At 64.0% G+C, this 14,614-nt stretch carries 11 protein-coding genes; 5 read left to right on the top strand and 6 right to left on the bottom strand.

Annotation, left to right across the window (positions count from 1 at the left end; all coding sequences use genetic code 11):
* Nucleotides 1–13: 13 nt before the first annotated feature.
* A complete protein-coding gene (locus tag ABT375_RS19730; RefSeq protein ID WP_416465691.1) occupies nucleotides 14–907 on the top strand; it encodes a shikimate dehydrogenase in 894 nt (297 codons plus the stop codon).
* A complete protein-coding gene (locus ABT375_RS19725) occupies nucleotides 904–2,208 on the top strand; it encodes a carbohydrate porin (RefSeq protein WP_416465689.1) in 1,305 nt (434 codons plus the stop codon). Before ABT375_RS19730 ends, ABT375_RS19725 begins: the two co-directional genes overlap by 4 nt.
* 182 nt (nucleotides 2,209–2,390) lie before the next feature.
* On the opposite strand, the gene ABT375_RS19720 is transcribed toward ABT375_RS19725, so the two are convergent.
* On the bottom strand, nucleotides 2,391–4,289 hold the full coding sequence (locus ABT375_RS19720; RefSeq protein WP_416465687.1) for a bifunctional sugar phosphate isomerase/epimerase/4-hydroxyphenylpyruvate dioxygenase family protein: 1,899 nt from the start codon (nucleotides 4,287–4,289) through the stop codon (nucleotides 2,391–2,393).
* Between the two features lie 94 nt (nucleotides 4,290–4,383).
* Nucleotides 4,384–6,036, bottom strand: a complete 1,653-nt coding sequence (locus ABT375_RS19715) for a M28 family metallopeptidase (RefSeq protein WP_416465685.1) — start codon at nucleotides 6,034–6,036, stop codon at nucleotides 4,384–4,386.
* A gap of 140 nt (nucleotides 6,037–6,176) precedes the next feature.
* Here ABT375_RS19715 and ABT375_RS19710 point away from each other — a divergent pair, with 140 nt between their 5' ends.
* On the top strand, nucleotides 6,177–7,052 hold the full coding sequence (locus ABT375_RS19710; protein WP_261937257.1) for an alpha/beta fold hydrolase: 876 nt from the start codon (nucleotides 6,177–6,179) through the stop codon (nucleotides 7,050–7,052).
* Between the two features lie 79 nt (nucleotides 7,053–7,131).
* Here the strand turns inward: ABT375_RS19710 and ABT375_RS19705 are convergent, their stop codons facing one another.
* Nucleotides 7,132–8,631 (bottom strand): CoA-acylating methylmalonate-semialdehyde dehydrogenase, encoded by a 1,500-nt coding sequence (locus tag ABT375_RS19705; RefSeq protein ID WP_224546777.1) that lies wholly within the window; start codon nucleotides 8,629–8,631, stop codon nucleotides 7,132–7,134.
* 100 nt (nucleotides 8,632–8,731) lie between these two features.
* Here ABT375_RS19705 and ABT375_RS19700 point away from each other — a divergent pair, with 100 nt between their 5' ends.
* Entirely contained in the window at nucleotides 8,732–9,616 is an 885-nt protein-coding gene (locus ABT375_RS19700) for a LysR family transcriptional regulator (RefSeq protein ID WP_416465683.1), read from the top strand.
* Nucleotides 9,617–9,643: 27 nt separating this feature from the next.
* Here ABT375_RS19700 and ABT375_RS19695 read toward each other — a convergent pair whose 3' ends face one another.
* The 3 genes from ABT375_RS19695 to cysD form a co-directional block, all read right to left on the bottom strand.
* Complete coding sequence (locus ABT375_RS19695) at nucleotides 9,644–10,426, bottom strand: 3'(2'),5'-bisphosphate nucleotidase CysQ (RefSeq protein ID WP_416465681.1); 783 nt, start codon at nucleotides 10,424–10,426, stop codon at nucleotides 9,644–9,646.
* Nucleotides 10,423–12,336, bottom strand: coding sequence for a sulfate adenylyltransferase subunit CysN (gene cysN / locus ABT375_RS19690; protein WP_416465679.1), 1,914 nt, complete (start codon nucleotides 12,334–12,336; stop codon nucleotides 10,423–10,425). The genes ABT375_RS19695 and cysN overlap by 4 nt, the downstream gene beginning before the upstream one ends.
* Before the next feature lie 121 nt (nucleotides 12,337–12,457).
* Complete coding sequence (cysD, locus tag ABT375_RS19685) at nucleotides 12,458–13,369, bottom strand: sulfate adenylyltransferase subunit CysD (protein ID WP_224546771.1); 912 nt, start codon at nucleotides 13,367–13,369, stop codon at nucleotides 12,458–12,460.
* 85 nt (nucleotides 13,370–13,454) lie between these two features.
* Between cysD and ABT375_RS19680 the strand changes: the two genes are divergently transcribed.
* A complete protein-coding gene (locus ABT375_RS19680; protein WP_261937254.1) occupies nucleotides 13,455–14,540 on the top strand; it encodes a helix-turn-helix transcriptional regulator in 1,086 nt (361 codons plus the stop codon).
* Nucleotides 14,541–14,614: the final 74 nt, after the last annotated feature.

Below are 14,614 nucleotides of genomic sequence, written 5' to 3'. Positions count from 1 at the left end.
AAGGACAAATCCCATGTTCCAGACCCCCGTATCGGATACGGGCCGACCGGTCGCGTCCATCCTCTGCGGCCTGATCGGCAGCGGCATCGCCGGATCGCGCAGCCCGCAAATGCATGAAGGCGAAGCCCGCGCGCTCAGCCTGCCGATGGTCTATCGCATCCTCGACGGCGAAGTGATGGGCTATGACGCGGCGGGCCTGCCACGCCTCATCCCCATGCTGGGGGCCATGGGCTTCGACGGCATCAACGTCACCCATCCCTTCAAGCAGGATGTGATACCACTGCTCGACAGCCTGTCGCCTGCGGCCAAGGCGCTGGGCGCGGTCAACACCATCCTGTTCGAACATGGCCGCACCTATGGCGACAATACGGACTGGTCCGGCTACCGCGCCCACTTCCTCGCCGGCCTTGGCCAGCACAAGCGCGCCCATGTCGCGATGATCGGCGCAGGCGGCGCGGCGGCGGCGGTCGGCTATGCCCATCTCGACCTGGGCGCCACCCGCCTGACCCTGTTCGATCCGGCACAAGACCGCGCGCAGGCGCTGGCTCATCGTCTCGCCGCGCTCTTCCCCGCGGCGCAAGTGAGGGCCGCCCCCACGGCGCAGGCTGCCATCAGCGGCGCCGACGGCGTGGTCCAGACATCGCCGATCGGCATGCTCAGCCATCCCGGCCTGCCCTTCGATCCGGATTTGCTGACCGCCGATCAATGGGTGTCGGACATCATCTATTTCCCGCTCCAGACCGCATTGCTCGCCGCCGCGCAGGCGAAAGGCTGCGCGACGCTGACCGGCGGCGGCATGGCGGTGATGCAGGCGGCCCACGCCTTCGCCCTGTTCACGGGAACCGAACCGGATTCCGCGCGGATGCTCCGCGATTTCGACCGCGCCAGCGCAGGAGCCGCTGCATGATCGCCGACACCCCGCCTGCCATCGTCGTGCCTGCGCCGGTCGTGCTGGCAAAAGCCGCGCAGTTGCAGGGACCATCCGCCGGGCCCCAGACACCGCCGCCAGCCGCCCCGGCCGACAAGCCCGGCTGGCGCACGCGGCTGAAGGACAAGGGCGTCGATCTCACCTTCTCCTATGTCTCCGAAAGCGCGGCCAGCCTCACCGGCGGGCGGGATGGCGGCGCGGCCTATACCCAGCAATTGCTCGCCTCCGCCTCGATCGACACCGGCAAGGCGTTTGGCCTCAATGGCGGCAAGATCATCGCGACGATCATCCATCGCAAGGGGGAGGATCTGACCGCAACCCGCCTCGGCAACCTGTTCGAAGTGCAGGAATTGTTCGGCGGCGGTCAGGATCTGCGTCCGGCCGAACTCAGCTACGAACAGAAGTTGAACGGCGGCAAGACCGCGGTGAAATTCGGCCTTTATCATACCGGTGACGATTTCGCGACCTTGCCCAGCGGTTGCCAGTTCCAGAATTTCGCCTTCTGTCCGCGCCCGACCACGCTTTTCTATAATAGCGGCTTTTCGGGCTTTCCGATCCCGCGCTGGGGTCTGCGCGTGCGGCAGGAGATTGCGCCCAACCTCAGCGTCACTGTCGCGGGTTTCGAGGTCAACGCTTTCCGCGCCCAGACCGGGGCAGGGTGGAAACTGGCGCCGCGCTTCGACAGCTTCGTCTTTCCGGTCGAGCTGGGGCTGAAGACAGGGCAGAAGCCAGGCGGCCTGCCGGGCCTGTTTCGCGTAGGCGGGCTGGTCGACACCACCGACCGCGCCGATGTACGCGACGATATCAACGGCGATTCCTATGTCCTGTCCGGCCTGTCGCCCGCCATGCGGCAGGAACGGTGGAGCGCCTGGGTCATGGGCGAACAGATGATCGTCCGCTTCGGGCCGGGCGATCGCGGCCTCAGCCTGTTCGGCACGCTCACTTTGTCGGATCGCCACACCGCGCGGGTGCCGACCTTCATCAGCGGCGGTTTCGTCGCACGTGGCCTGTGGGACAGCCGGCCCAAGGATAATTTCGGCCTCGGCCTCGTCTATGCCCGCGTCAACCCGCGCATCACCGATCGCCAGCGCGATCAGCTATTGCTGGGGCAGGATGTCGCGGTCCAGACGCATGAAATGAGCGGCGAAATCTTCTATGGCTGGCAGGTGACCCGCCAGTTGCTGCTGCGCCCCAACCTCCAATATATCCACCGCGTCGGCGCGACCGATCGTTATCCTGATGCCGTGGTGGCGGGGGCGACGATCAAGCTCATCCTGTAAGGGCAGGGCGCTGTCCTACAGCGCCCGTAACCCGTAATATGCTATTTGCCGTTCGTCCTGAGCCTGTCGAAGGACGGTCCTTCGACAGGCTCAGGACGAACGGACATTGTTCGATAATTTCCAACATTTATTCTGAAATGTCGCATTCAGCGGGAAATATGCGAAGTTAAGCGCCCATATTCCTACAATGTCGCCGCCGGGATCGCGTCCGGCCGGAACCGGTTCTGCGCCGCCAGCCGTACCCCGGCATTGGGCGCGCCATAGCCCGCATAGCCCTTCGCCCGCTGGACGAATTCGAAGAAGAACAGCTTGTCGAAGGCGCGGCTATACATCTGCCAGAAGCCCGCGCCATCGCCATCCTCGTCATAGAGGACGCCGTCCGCCGCCATCCGCGCCGCCGTCGCCGCGTCCAGATCGAACCGCGCGGCAAGGTCGGCATGATAATTGGCCGGTATCTCCAGCATCGCCGCGCCATTGTCCCGCAAGCCCCTGGCCGTCGCGAAAATATCGTCTGTGGTCAGCGCGACATGCTGATACCCCCCGCCAAAGCCATGGTCGAGGAAGCGGGAGGACAAGGTTTCCCGCGCGTCGGACGCATTGATCGTCACCCGGAACGCGCCGTCCGCCGACTGCAACGCCTGACTATGGACCAGTCCCGATGGGTCGATCACATCCTGCGGTCCGCGCGCCTCCAGCCCGAACAGCGAACGCCAGTATAGCTGCCAGGACAGGAATTCGTCATTATGGACGACGGCGGCCAGATGGTCGATGCCGCGCACATCCGCACCGATCGCATCCGCATCCATCTCCACCGCGTCGAACTCGCGCGCCCACAGCCCCTCCACCTCATGATCGTCGATCAGATAGATGAGGCTGCCGCCAACCCCGCGCAGCGCCGGCATCGCCATCCGGCCCGGTCGCCCTTCGGGGCTATAGGCCTTGATCCCCAGCGCGGCGGCGCGGGCCAGCACGGCCGCCTTGTCCTTCACCCGCACGCCGATGGCGCAGATCGCCGTGCCCTGGGTCGCGCGATAGGCGCTGGCAAAGCCCTTCGGCTCGGCATTGACGATCAGGTTGACGCCGCCCTGCCGCCACCGCGTCACCTTCTTGTGGCGATGCTCGCCCACCAGCGTAAAGCCTAGCGACGCGAAGCTACTTCCCAGCCGCGCGGCATCGCTGCCATCGGCGGTGAACTCCACGAACTCGCAGCCCAGCACCGGCTGCGGTGCGGGCATGGCGGTCGGCTGGGCGATCAGCCGTTGCGCGGTATCGCGGACATAGTCGAGCGAGCGATGCCCATCCTCCGCCACCAGTCGCGCGGCGTTGGACCGGAAGCGATCGTTGAAGATCTCCAGGCTCAGCGGCCCGTCATAACCGGTGCGCAATATCTCCGCCACGAAGCCCGCGACATCCAGCCCGCCCTGTCCCGGCAAGTTGCGGAAATGACGGCTCCAGTAGAGCAGGTCCATGTCGAGCAGCGGCGCGTCGGCCAGTTGCACGAAAGCGATCTTGTTACCCGGTATCGCCCGAATGCTCTCGCTCGGAATCTGGCGCGACAGCGAATGATAGCTGTCGAGGATGATACCGATATTCGGATGGTCCACCGCCTCCACGATCGCCCAGGCGTCGCGATGGTCGTTGACATGCCGGCCCCAGGCCAGCGCCTCATAGCCGACGATGATGCCGCGTTCCAGCGCGATCCCGCCCAGTTCGCGGAAATCATCGACGATCCGGTCACGTTCGCCCAATGCGGCGGGATGGCAACTGGAACAGAAGAGGATGCGGTCGGTCCCCAGCTCCGCCATCAGGTCGAACTTGGCCCGCACCCGGTCGAAGGCGCGACGGCGAAGGTCGCCCGGCAACCCCTCGAAATCGCGGAAGGGCTGATAGAGCATGCAGGCGAGGCCGAGGTCGTCCAGCATCGCCCGCACCTCTTTCGGCGACAGGGCTGACCCGACCAGATCATTTTCGAAAATCTCGACCCCTGCAAAACCCGCAGCAGCCGCCGCCTTCAGTTTCTCCTCCAGCGTCCCGCGCAGCGATACGGTGGCGATGGCGTTCAGGGATCGGGCAATGGTCATGGCGGCTCCTCGGCAGAGCCGCCATGATCCTCTCCCCGGTCAGCATCGGCAATCGGGCCGAACTGACCGGGGCATAGCTTATGGTTATACCATCCTACTTCCGCTGCGCCGCCGTGGCATCGCGGGTTGCGCGGAATTCGCTGTCCGCCGACCAGTTGGGCCAGTCATGGCTGTCCGCCACGCGCCGCCCGACATTATAGAGCAGGGTCAGGTCGCCGACCCAGCTGCTCGTATCCCAATTGGCGTCATATTCGTCCGCCGGCTGGTGATAGCGATCCTTGGTATAAGCGTCCTGCAACAGCTTGCCCCGCTCGGCCCCGCCATTCACCAGCTCGCGGCCCGGATTGAAGGAAATGGCAGGCACGCCGCGCTTGGCCATCGGGAAATGGTCGGAGCGGTAGAAGCTGCCCGCTTCCGGTCGCGCGTCCGGCGTGTAATGGCGGCCCAGCTTTTCGCCTTCCTGCGTCAGCGTCGTCAGCAGGTCCAGCTTCGCCGCGCCAGAAATGCTGAAATTGGTCGTCTTCTCCATGCCGAACGGCCCGTCCATATTGACGACGCCCGCCGTAGTGGCCAACGGTCGCAGCGGATTGTCGGCATAATATTCGGACCCCAGCAGCCCCTTTTCCTCGGCCGTCACCGCCAGGAACAGCACCGTGCGCTCGGGCTTCGGCCCCTTGGCATAGGCGCGGGCCAGCTCCAGCAGTGCAGCCGTGCCCGACGCATTGTCCTTCGCGCCATTATAGATGGTGTCGCCCTTCGCATCGGGCGCGCCGATGCCCAGATGGTCCCAATGCGCCGAATAGATCACCGTCTCGTCGGGATATGTGCCGCCCTGCACCAGCCCCGCGACATTATGCGAGGTAATGATCTCCGACTTCACCGCATAGTCGGCGCTCATCGTGGCTTTCATGGGGATGGGTTTGAAATCCTTCTTGCGCGCCGCAGCCTTGGCCGCCTCGAAATCCACGCCGGATGCCGCCAGCAGCTTGGCCGCCAGATCCTTCTGCACCCACCCTTCCATCTGCGTATGCGCCGCCTTGGGATCGGCGCGGACGATGTCGAACATGGTGTTGGTGTTGCTGTTCTTGACCGTGGCCCAGCCATAGGAGGCCGGCTCGCTTTCATGCACAACCAGCACGCCGGCCGCGCCCTGCCGGGCGGCTTCCTCATATTTATAGGTCCAGCGGCCATAATAGGTCATCAGCTTGCCGCCGAAATCGCCTTCACCGCCCTCGAAATCCGGGTCGTTGACCAGCACGACCATGATCTTGCCCTTCAGGTCCACGCCCTTGAAGTCGTCCCAGCCCCGTTCCGGCGCCTTCACGCCATAGCCGACGAAGACCAGCGGCAGGTCGGTGAACTGGACCGAGGACTGGCCCGTTTCAGCCGCGCGCACCGCGATCTCGCCGCCTTGCGTCAGTGGCTGAGCGCTGCCGCCGATGGTCATCGACAGGGTCGGTGTGCCGGTAATGTTGGACATGCGCAGCGGCACATCCTGGAACCAGCTGCCCTTGGGCCCGGCCGGCTTCAGCCCCGCCGCCTTCATCTGCGCGGAAATATAGTCGATCGTCTTCACTTCGGCGCGGGTGGCCGGGCCACGCCCCTCAAAATCGTCGCTCGCCAGCGTCTTGATGTCGGCGCTGACACGGGCCACGTCGAAGCTGGGCGGCGCCGCCAGCGCGATCGCCGATGTGGAGAGCAGGCCGGCCAGCATCAACGGGCGGGCGAACGATGAAGAGAACAGCATAATCAACTCCTTGGCGCAGGGCTGCGCGATGAGTTGGATCATGCCGATCGGACGGCCAATGTCGACGGCCTTTGTAAACAGGCCGGGGCGCCGGCCTGGCGTGCTGGCATATCCGCGGGAAAGATTGTAGCGCAGGACGCATGACGGAACATGCCTCGACGATGGATATATCCCGCCGCGAATTTGCGACCCGCGATGGACTGACGCTGGTCGGCGATGTCGGCGGTCCGATCGACGCTCCCACGATCATGCTGCTGCACGGCGGCGGGCAGACCCGCCATAGCTGGTCGGGCGCGATGCGCCGGATGATCGGGGAGGGCTATCATGTCATCAATTTCGATGCGCGAGGGCATGGCGACAGCAGTTGGTCGGAAGAGGGGGATTATTCGCTCGCGGCGCGCGGTGCGGATTTGCAGGCGGCCATCGGCGATCGCCGCCCGGTCGCGCTCGTCGGCGCATCCATGGGCGGCATGACCAGTTTCTACGCGGTCGGTATGGGCCAGGCGCCACAGGCGACCGCGCTTGTGCTGGTCGATATCGTGCTGCGTCCGGCACCGGCCGGCGTGGACAAAATCCAGCGATTCATGCAAGCCCATGCGGGCGGCTTCGCCAGCGTCGATGATGCCCTTGCGGCTGTCATCGCCTATAATCCGCAACGCAAGGCGCAGCGCGATGCATCCGGCATCATGAAAAATCTGCGCCTGCACGACGACGGGCGTCTCTACTGGCATTGGGATCCAAGGATGCTGGCGGCACGGCCCAGCGCCGAACCGCCCACCTGGACCGAGGAGTTGCTGGCGGTGAGCGGGCGGGTGTCGATCCCGACCTTGCTGGTGCGCGGCGGCAAGAGCGACATCGTCGATGACGAAGGCGTGGCCGAACTCGTCCGGCTGGTGCCACAGACCGAAATATATTGCGTCCCGGAGGCCGGCCATATGGTCGCAGGCGACAGCAATGACACCTTCAGCGACGGCGTGCTGGATTTTCTGCGCCGCATCCGCTTTGGAGCGCAATAGCAGGATGGCCGCATGAACAAGGGGCCATGATCGTTGCTGCAACGACCATGGCCCCTTTTCCCGATAGTGCGCGCGAACCTTATTTCATCGTTGGAATGACGAAGCTCTGGTCCACCACTGCGCCGCCGGTCGGCCAGCGCTGCGTGATCTTCTTGGTGCGGGTGTAGAAGCGCACGCCGTCCTCGCCATATTGATCGAGATCGCCGAAGCCCGAGCGCTTCCAACCGCCGAAGCTGTGATAGGCGACCGGCACCGGGATCGGCACGTTGATGCCGACCATGCCGACTTCGACCTGCGCCGCAAACTTGCGGGCGTAATCGCCATTGCGGGTGAAGATGGCGACGCCATTGCCATATTGATGCTTGCTCGGATAGCTCAGCGCTTCCTCGAACGTCTCGGCGCGCAATATCTGGAGAACCGGGCCGAAAATCTCGTCCTGATAGCTCTTCATCTGCGGCGTGACCCGGTCGATCAGCGTGGGGGCGAGGTAGAAGCCATCCTCATAGCCCTGAAGCTGGAAGCCGCGCCCGTCGACCACGATTTCCGCGCCTTCGTCCGCTGCCATCTGGATATAGCTTTCCACCCTTGCCTTATGCTGGCCGGTGACGAGCGGGCCATATTGCGCATCCGGATCGCTCGGGATGCCGGGGCGCAGCGTCTCGATCGCGGCGATCAGCTTGGTGCGGAAGATTTCCGCCGTAGCTTCGCCCACCGGAGTCACGACCGGCAACGCCATGCAGCGTTCGCCCGCCGAACCATAGGCCGCGCCGACGATGTCGGCGACCGCCTGGTCCATGTCCGCATCGGGCAGGATGATGCCGTGATTCTTCGCGCCGCCCATGCACTGGGCGCGCTTGCCGTTCGCCGCGGCGCGCTGATAGACATAATTGGCGATGTCGGACGATCCGACGAAGCTGACCGCCTTGATATCGGGATGGTCGAGGATGGCGTCGACGATTTCCTTGTCGCCATGGACGACGTTGAGGATGCCTGCAGGCAGACCCGCTTCCAGCGCCAACTCCGCGAGACGCACCGGCACCGACGGGTCGCGCTCGGACGGCTTGAGAATGAAGGCGTTACCGCAGGCGATCGCCATCGCGCTCATCCACAGCGGGATCATTGCGGGGAAATTGAACGGCGTGATGCCCGCGACGATGCCCAGCGGCTGGCGCACCGAATAGACGTCGATGCCGGGGCCTGCGCCCTCGGTATAGTCGCCCTTCAGCAGATGCGGGATACCGCAGGCGAATTCCACCACTTCCAGACCGCGCTGGATGTCGCCCTTGGCATCGGCGATCACCTTGCCATGTTCGGACGACAGCATCCGCGCCATCTCGTCCAGATTGGCCTCGATCAGTTCCTTGAAGCGGAACATCACGCGGGCGCGGCGCTGCGGGTTGGTGGCGGCCCAGTCCGGCTGCGCCGACAGGGCCGAATCCATAGCCTTCTGCAATTGCGACGGGGTGGCGAGTTCGACCTGCGCCTGCACCGCGCCGGTCGATGGATCGAGTACGTCCGACAGGCGCGCGCCGGGGAAGGACACGCTTTTCCCGTGAATGAAATGGCTGATGGAACGCATGGTTTTTGATCCTCTCCAGACGATGCAATGCCAGCGCTATAGACCCGCCGGCTTTGCAGATATACAGGGGCAATGACACAATGATTGTGCAGATTTGCCCATGCTGAATTCCGACGAACTACGCCTCTTCCTGGCGGTGATGCGCGAAGGCAATATGCTCGCCGCCGCGCGCCGTATCGGCGTGGATCATAGCACGGTCGCCCGGCGCATGACCAATATGGAGCGCACGCTGGGCGCACGGCTGTTCGATAGGTCGCCACGCGGCGTGATGCCCACGCCCGCCGCCTTCGCCCTGGTCGGTCATGCCGAACGGATCGAAAGCGAGTTGCTGGCGGCGATCAGCAGCGTGGAGGGGCGCGACCGCGATGTCGAAGGCACCGTGCGGCTGGCGACGCCCGAAGCCTGCGCGGCGCATCTGGTTGCACCCCATGTCGCGAAGTTACGCGCGCGCCATCCCCGGCTGACGCTGGAACTGGCGTCGGAAAGCCGTGCCGCGAGCCTCTCGAAACGCGAAGCGGACATTGCGGTGATGCTGAATCCGCCGCCTCGGGGACGGCTGGTGACACGCAAGCTGGTGGACTATCGTCTCGCCCTTTATGGATCGCGCGACTATCTGGAGCGGGAAGGGGTGCCAGAAAGCCGCATCGACCTCGCCCGGCACGGCTTTGTTTCCTATATCGACGATCTGGCCGGATTTCCCGAAATGATCGCTCTCGATGAACTGCTGCCAGGCGCAGATATACGCTTTCGCGCCAGTTCGAGCGCAGCGCAACATGCCGCGGTCGCGGCCGGCATGGGACTGGGGATGCTCCATGTCTTCGCTTCCGCACAGGACGAGCGGCTGATCCGGATTATGCCGGAAGAAATGGCGGCGCAACGCAGCTACTGGCTGGTGATGCACGCCGATCTGGAGGGATTGCCCCGCGTCCGGGCGGTGGTCGATTTCCTGGACGAGGTCATGCGAACCCTGCGCGATCAGTTCTGACCGCGCAGAATCCTGTGCCTTGCCTTGTCAGGCCTCGATCGCGTCCTGTTTGAGGCGGGCAACATGGCCCAGCACGGCTTCGGCATGTTCCGTCCGGCAGATCAGCAGGTCAGGCAAATATACGTCCTGCTGGTTGTAGACGAGGGGCGAGCCGTCGATGCGGGAGCAATGCAGGCCGTGGGCGAGTGCGACAGCGACGGGCGCCATGCTGTCCCATTCGAACTGGCCGCCGCTATGGAGGTAGATGTCGGCCTGCCCCAGAATGATCGCCATCGCCTTGGCGCCGGCCGATCCCATCGGCACCAGTTCGGCATCCAGCGCCGCCGCGACCGCGACCGCTTCGGCGGCGGGGCGGGTGCGACTGACCACCATGCGCAGCTTTTCGGGCGCGGGTGGCAACGGGAGCGGTTCGTCGGAGCGCAGCACCATGCCCCGACCCCGGCCTTCAGGGTCCAGCCCCGGCAGTGCGACCGCACCGATCACCGGCTGACCGTCGATCGCCAGGCCCACATGCACCGCCCAGTCGGCCCGCTCCTCGCCATATTCGCGGGTGCCGTCGACCGGATCGACGATCCACACCCGGCTCTTGGCCAGGCGGTCGTCATTATCCTTTTCCTCTTCGGACAACAGCCCGTCGTCGGGCCGCTGCTCACGCAGGGCGTGGCAGAGAAACTGGTTGGCGGTCTGATCCCCCGCCTTGCCCAGCGCCTTCGGGCTGAACAGGCCCGACGCGCGCACGTCGAGCAGCAGCCGGCCCGCTATCTCGGCGAGATAGGAGGCGAGTGCGGCGTCCGATAGAGCGACGCTCATGGAATCAGCCTCGCGACGATCGCCTCGGCCGCTTCTTCCGCGGTCATCTCCGCCGTGTCGATCCTGATCTCCGGATCTTCGGGCGCTTCATAGGGGCTGTCGATGCCGGTGAAATTCTTGAGCTGGCCCGACCGCGCTTTCTTGTAGAGCCCCTTGACGTCGCGCGCTTCCGCATCAGCCAGTGACGTGTCGATATGCACTTCCACGAACTCGCCCGGCTGCATCATGCTGCGCACCATGTCGCGCTCGGCGCGGAAGGGCGAGATGAAGGCGGTGATGACGATGAGGCCCGCGTCGGTCATCAGCTTCGCCACTTCGCCCACGCGGCGGATATTTTCCACCCGGTCGGCATCGGTAAAGCCCAGATCCTTGTTCAGGCCGTGACGGACATTGTCGCCATCAAGCAGGAAGGTGTGACGGTTCATCCGCGCCAGCTTCTTTTCCACGATGTTGGCGATGGTCGACTTGCCCGCGCCAGACAGTCCAGTGAACCACAGCACCGCCGGCTTCTGGTTCTTCAGATTGGCGTGGAAATCGCGGCTGACATCGGTCGCCTGCCAGTGGACATTCTGCGCGCGGCGCAGGCTGAAATGCAGCATACCCGCCGCCACGGTGGCATTGGTGAGCTTGTCGATCAGGATGAAGCCGCCCAGCGTGCGATTGGCCGCATAGGATTCGAACACGATCGGCTTGTCGGTCGACAGGTTGGCGACGCCGATGGCGTTCAGCTCCAGCGTCTTGGCGGCCAGATGCTCCATCGTGTTGACGTTGACCTGATATTTGGGCTGCTGCAGCGTGGCGGTCACCATCTGGGTGCCGATCTTGAGCCAGTAGGAACGGCCCGGCAGCATTTCCTCGTCCGCCATCCACACGATCGTCGCCTCGAACTGGTCGGCGACCTGGGGCGGGTTGTCCGACGTCGCGATCACGTCGCCGCGCGAGCAGTCGACTTCATCGGCGAAGCAGAGCGTGACCGACTGGCCGGCCACGGCTTCGTCAAGGTCGCCATCGAGCGTCACGATACGCGTGATCGTGCTGGTCTTGCCCGAGGGCAGGACGCGGACCGCGTCGCCGGGCCGGACCGATCCGGTCGCGATCTGGCCGGAAAAGCCGCGGAAGTCGAGATTGGGGCGGTTGACCCACTGCACGGCCATGCGGAAAGGCTTGTCGGCATCGGCCGCGCTGTTGACCTCCACCGTTTCCAGATGCTCGATCAGCGCAGGCCCCTGATACCAGGGCGTATTGTCCGACGGGCCGGTGATATTGTCGCCCTTGAAGCCGGAAATCGGCATGGGCACGAAATGTTCGATGCCGATCGATCGAGCGAATTCGGCATAGTCGCTCACGATCCGATCGAATACCGCCTGATCGTAGCCGACCAGATCCATCTTGTTCACCGCCAGCACGATGTTGCGAATGCCGATGAGGTGCGCGAGATAGCTGTGACGGCGGGTCTGGGTCAGGATGCCCTTACGCGCGTCGATCAGGATGACGGCAAGGTCGGCGGTCGATGCGCCCGTCACCATGTTGCGTGTATATTGTTCGTGGCCGGGCGTATCGGCGACGATGAACTTGCGCTTTTCGGTCGCGAAGAAGCGATAGGCGACGTCGATGGTGATGCCCTGCTCACGCTCGGCGGCGAGGCCGTCTACCAAGAGGGCGAAGTCGATCTCCTGCCCTTGCGTACCCACTCGCTTGCTGTCCGCTTCCAGCGCGGCCAGTTGATCCTCGAAGATCATTTTGCTGTCGTAGAGCAGGCGGCCGATCAGTGTCGACTTGCCGTCGTCCACCGATCCGCAGGTGATGAAGCGCAGCATCGTCTTATGCTCATGCACCTTGAGATACTGGTCGATATCCTGCGCGATGAGGGCGTCGGTCTTGTAGATGGGATCGGCGATGGTGTCGGTCATAATCTAAATTCCCCGTTCGGGCTGAGCTTGTCGAAGCTCTCCACTGAGCGAAGCGAAGTGCTCCCCCGTCGGTCGGCCGAGCCCTCGACGGGCTCAGGGCGAATGATGGGAGCGTGAAGGTTCAGAAGTAGCCTTCCTGCTTCTTCTTCTCCATGCCGGCGCCGCCCGCATCCTTGTCGATCGCGCGGCCCTGCCGTTCCGAAGTGGTGGTGAGCAGCGTTTCCTGGATCACTTCGGGCAAGGTCTTGGCCGTGCTTTCGACCGCACCGGTCAGCGGATAGCAACCCAGCGTGCGGAAGCGGATCGAGCGCATCACCGGCGTCTCGCCCGGTTGCAACGGGAAGCGATCGTCATCGACCATCAGCAACATGCCATCGCGCTCCACCGTCGGGCGTTCGTCCGCAAAATAGAGCGGCACGATCGGCACATCGTTGAGATGAATATATTGCCAGATATCCAGCTCGGTCCAGTTGCTGATCGGGAAGATGCGGATGCTCTCGCCCTTGTTCTTGCGCGCATTGTAGAGGTTCCACAATTCGGGCCGCTGATTTTTGGGATCCCAGCCGTGCGACGCGGTGCGGAAGGAGAAGATGCGCTCCTTGGCCCGGCTCTTTTCCTCATCGCGTCGCGCGCCACCGAACGCCGCGTCGAAACCGTAGAGGTTGAGCGCCTGCTTCAAGCCTTCCGTCTTCCACATGTCGGTGTGCAGCGCGCCATGATCGAACGGGTTGATACCGCGGTCCATCGCTTCCTGGTTGCGATAGACCAGTAACTCCATGCCGCTTTCCTGCGCCATTCGGTCGCGCAGCTTGTACATTTCCTGGAATTTCCACGTCGTGTCGACGTGCAGCAGCGGGAAGGGCGGTGGCGAAGGGTAGAACGCCTTGCGCGCCAGATGCAGCATCACGGCGCTATCCTTGCCAACGGAATAGAGCATCACCGGCTTCTCGGCCTCCGCCACAACCTCACGCAGGATGTGGATGCTCTCGGCCTCCAGCCGCTCAAGATGGGTCAGTGTCTTCGCGTCCATCATAGATCCTCGCAATCTTCTTGCGTGCAGCTCTGGCAGCAAGCAACTAACATTGGACCTCCCATATGGGAGGGTGTACGATCGACCCATGCGATTGGATGATTCCGGCCTGCTGGTGAGCCTGAACGAGGGCATGTTCCAGCAGCCTCTCTGGCATGATTTTCTCGAACGGCTGCGCAGCCGGATGCAGGTCCGTTACGCCAGCCTCGCTTTCCGTCCGATTGATGAGAAGAGCATCGTGGAGCTTTACGCCGGCCCCGCGATTCCACCGCATCTCGACCGGCTATTTGCCGAGAAATTCGCGCGCGATCCCTTACCTTATCGGGACATGCGGGAAGGACGGGTCTATTCGCTGTCCGAGCTGGTCCCGCCAGACAATGTCGAGCTGCAATCCTATCGCAACGATTTTCTACGTGGCCTGGGCGTGGAGGATATAAGATCCGTTCGGGTGACCGAAAGCAGCGGGGTGGATGCCTGGCTGAGTTGCGCGGGCCCACGCATATCGTCATCGGCGACGGCATTGCTGACCGCGCTCGCACCACATCTGCGTGCGGCGTTGCGCGGCTTCGTGGCGCTTGAGCGAGAGAAATTGCGATCGACCCTGACCTCCGAAGCCTTCGGGCGACTCAATTTCGGCTGGCTGACGCTGGACGCCCAGTGCCGCATCCTCGACATGACCGCCCATGTCGAGCAACTGTTCCAGCGCAACAGCATCCTGCGGCGAGGGCGGTACGACCGACTGACCCCGACATCGCCGGGGCTGGACCGCGAACTGACCGCGCTGGTCAAGACCTTCGCCCAGGATGCGGAGGCGCGTCCGCGCGCAATCAACCTGAGCCGCGATCCATGGATGGACATGCTGGTCGCGCCGTTCCGCGGACAGTCGATGGCGGCGGGCGGCGCTCCGGTGGCGATCGTCTATCTGAGCGGCGATCGATCGTCGCAGGCGGATCGGTGCGAGCAGTTGGTCGATCTGTTCGGATTGCTGCCCAGCGAAGCGCGGCTCGCCTGGGAAATGGGCCAGGGCATTCCAATCATGCAGGCCGCCGCCAATCTGGGACTGACGGTCGAGACGGCGCGCAACTATTCTAAGAAAATCTACGCCAAGATGGGTGCGCGCGGCCAGGCCGAGCTGGTGCGGATCATTCTGAGCAGCGTGCTGGCGATCGCCTGACGGGGGGCGCTGCGACAGCGAGCTGGACAGTTGTACGCCGAACGCAGCGGGCGACAATATTTAACATAATATAT

The sequence above is a fragment of the Sphingomonas sp. VDB2 genome (genome assembly GCF_047946695.1).
Classification (GTDB): Bacteria; Pseudomonadota; Alphaproteobacteria; order Sphingomonadales; family Sphingomonadaceae; genus Sphingobium; species Sphingobium bisphenolicum.
Note: the sequence above shows the minus strand (reverse complement) of the source record. Positions and strands in the feature narration are given on the sequence as shown.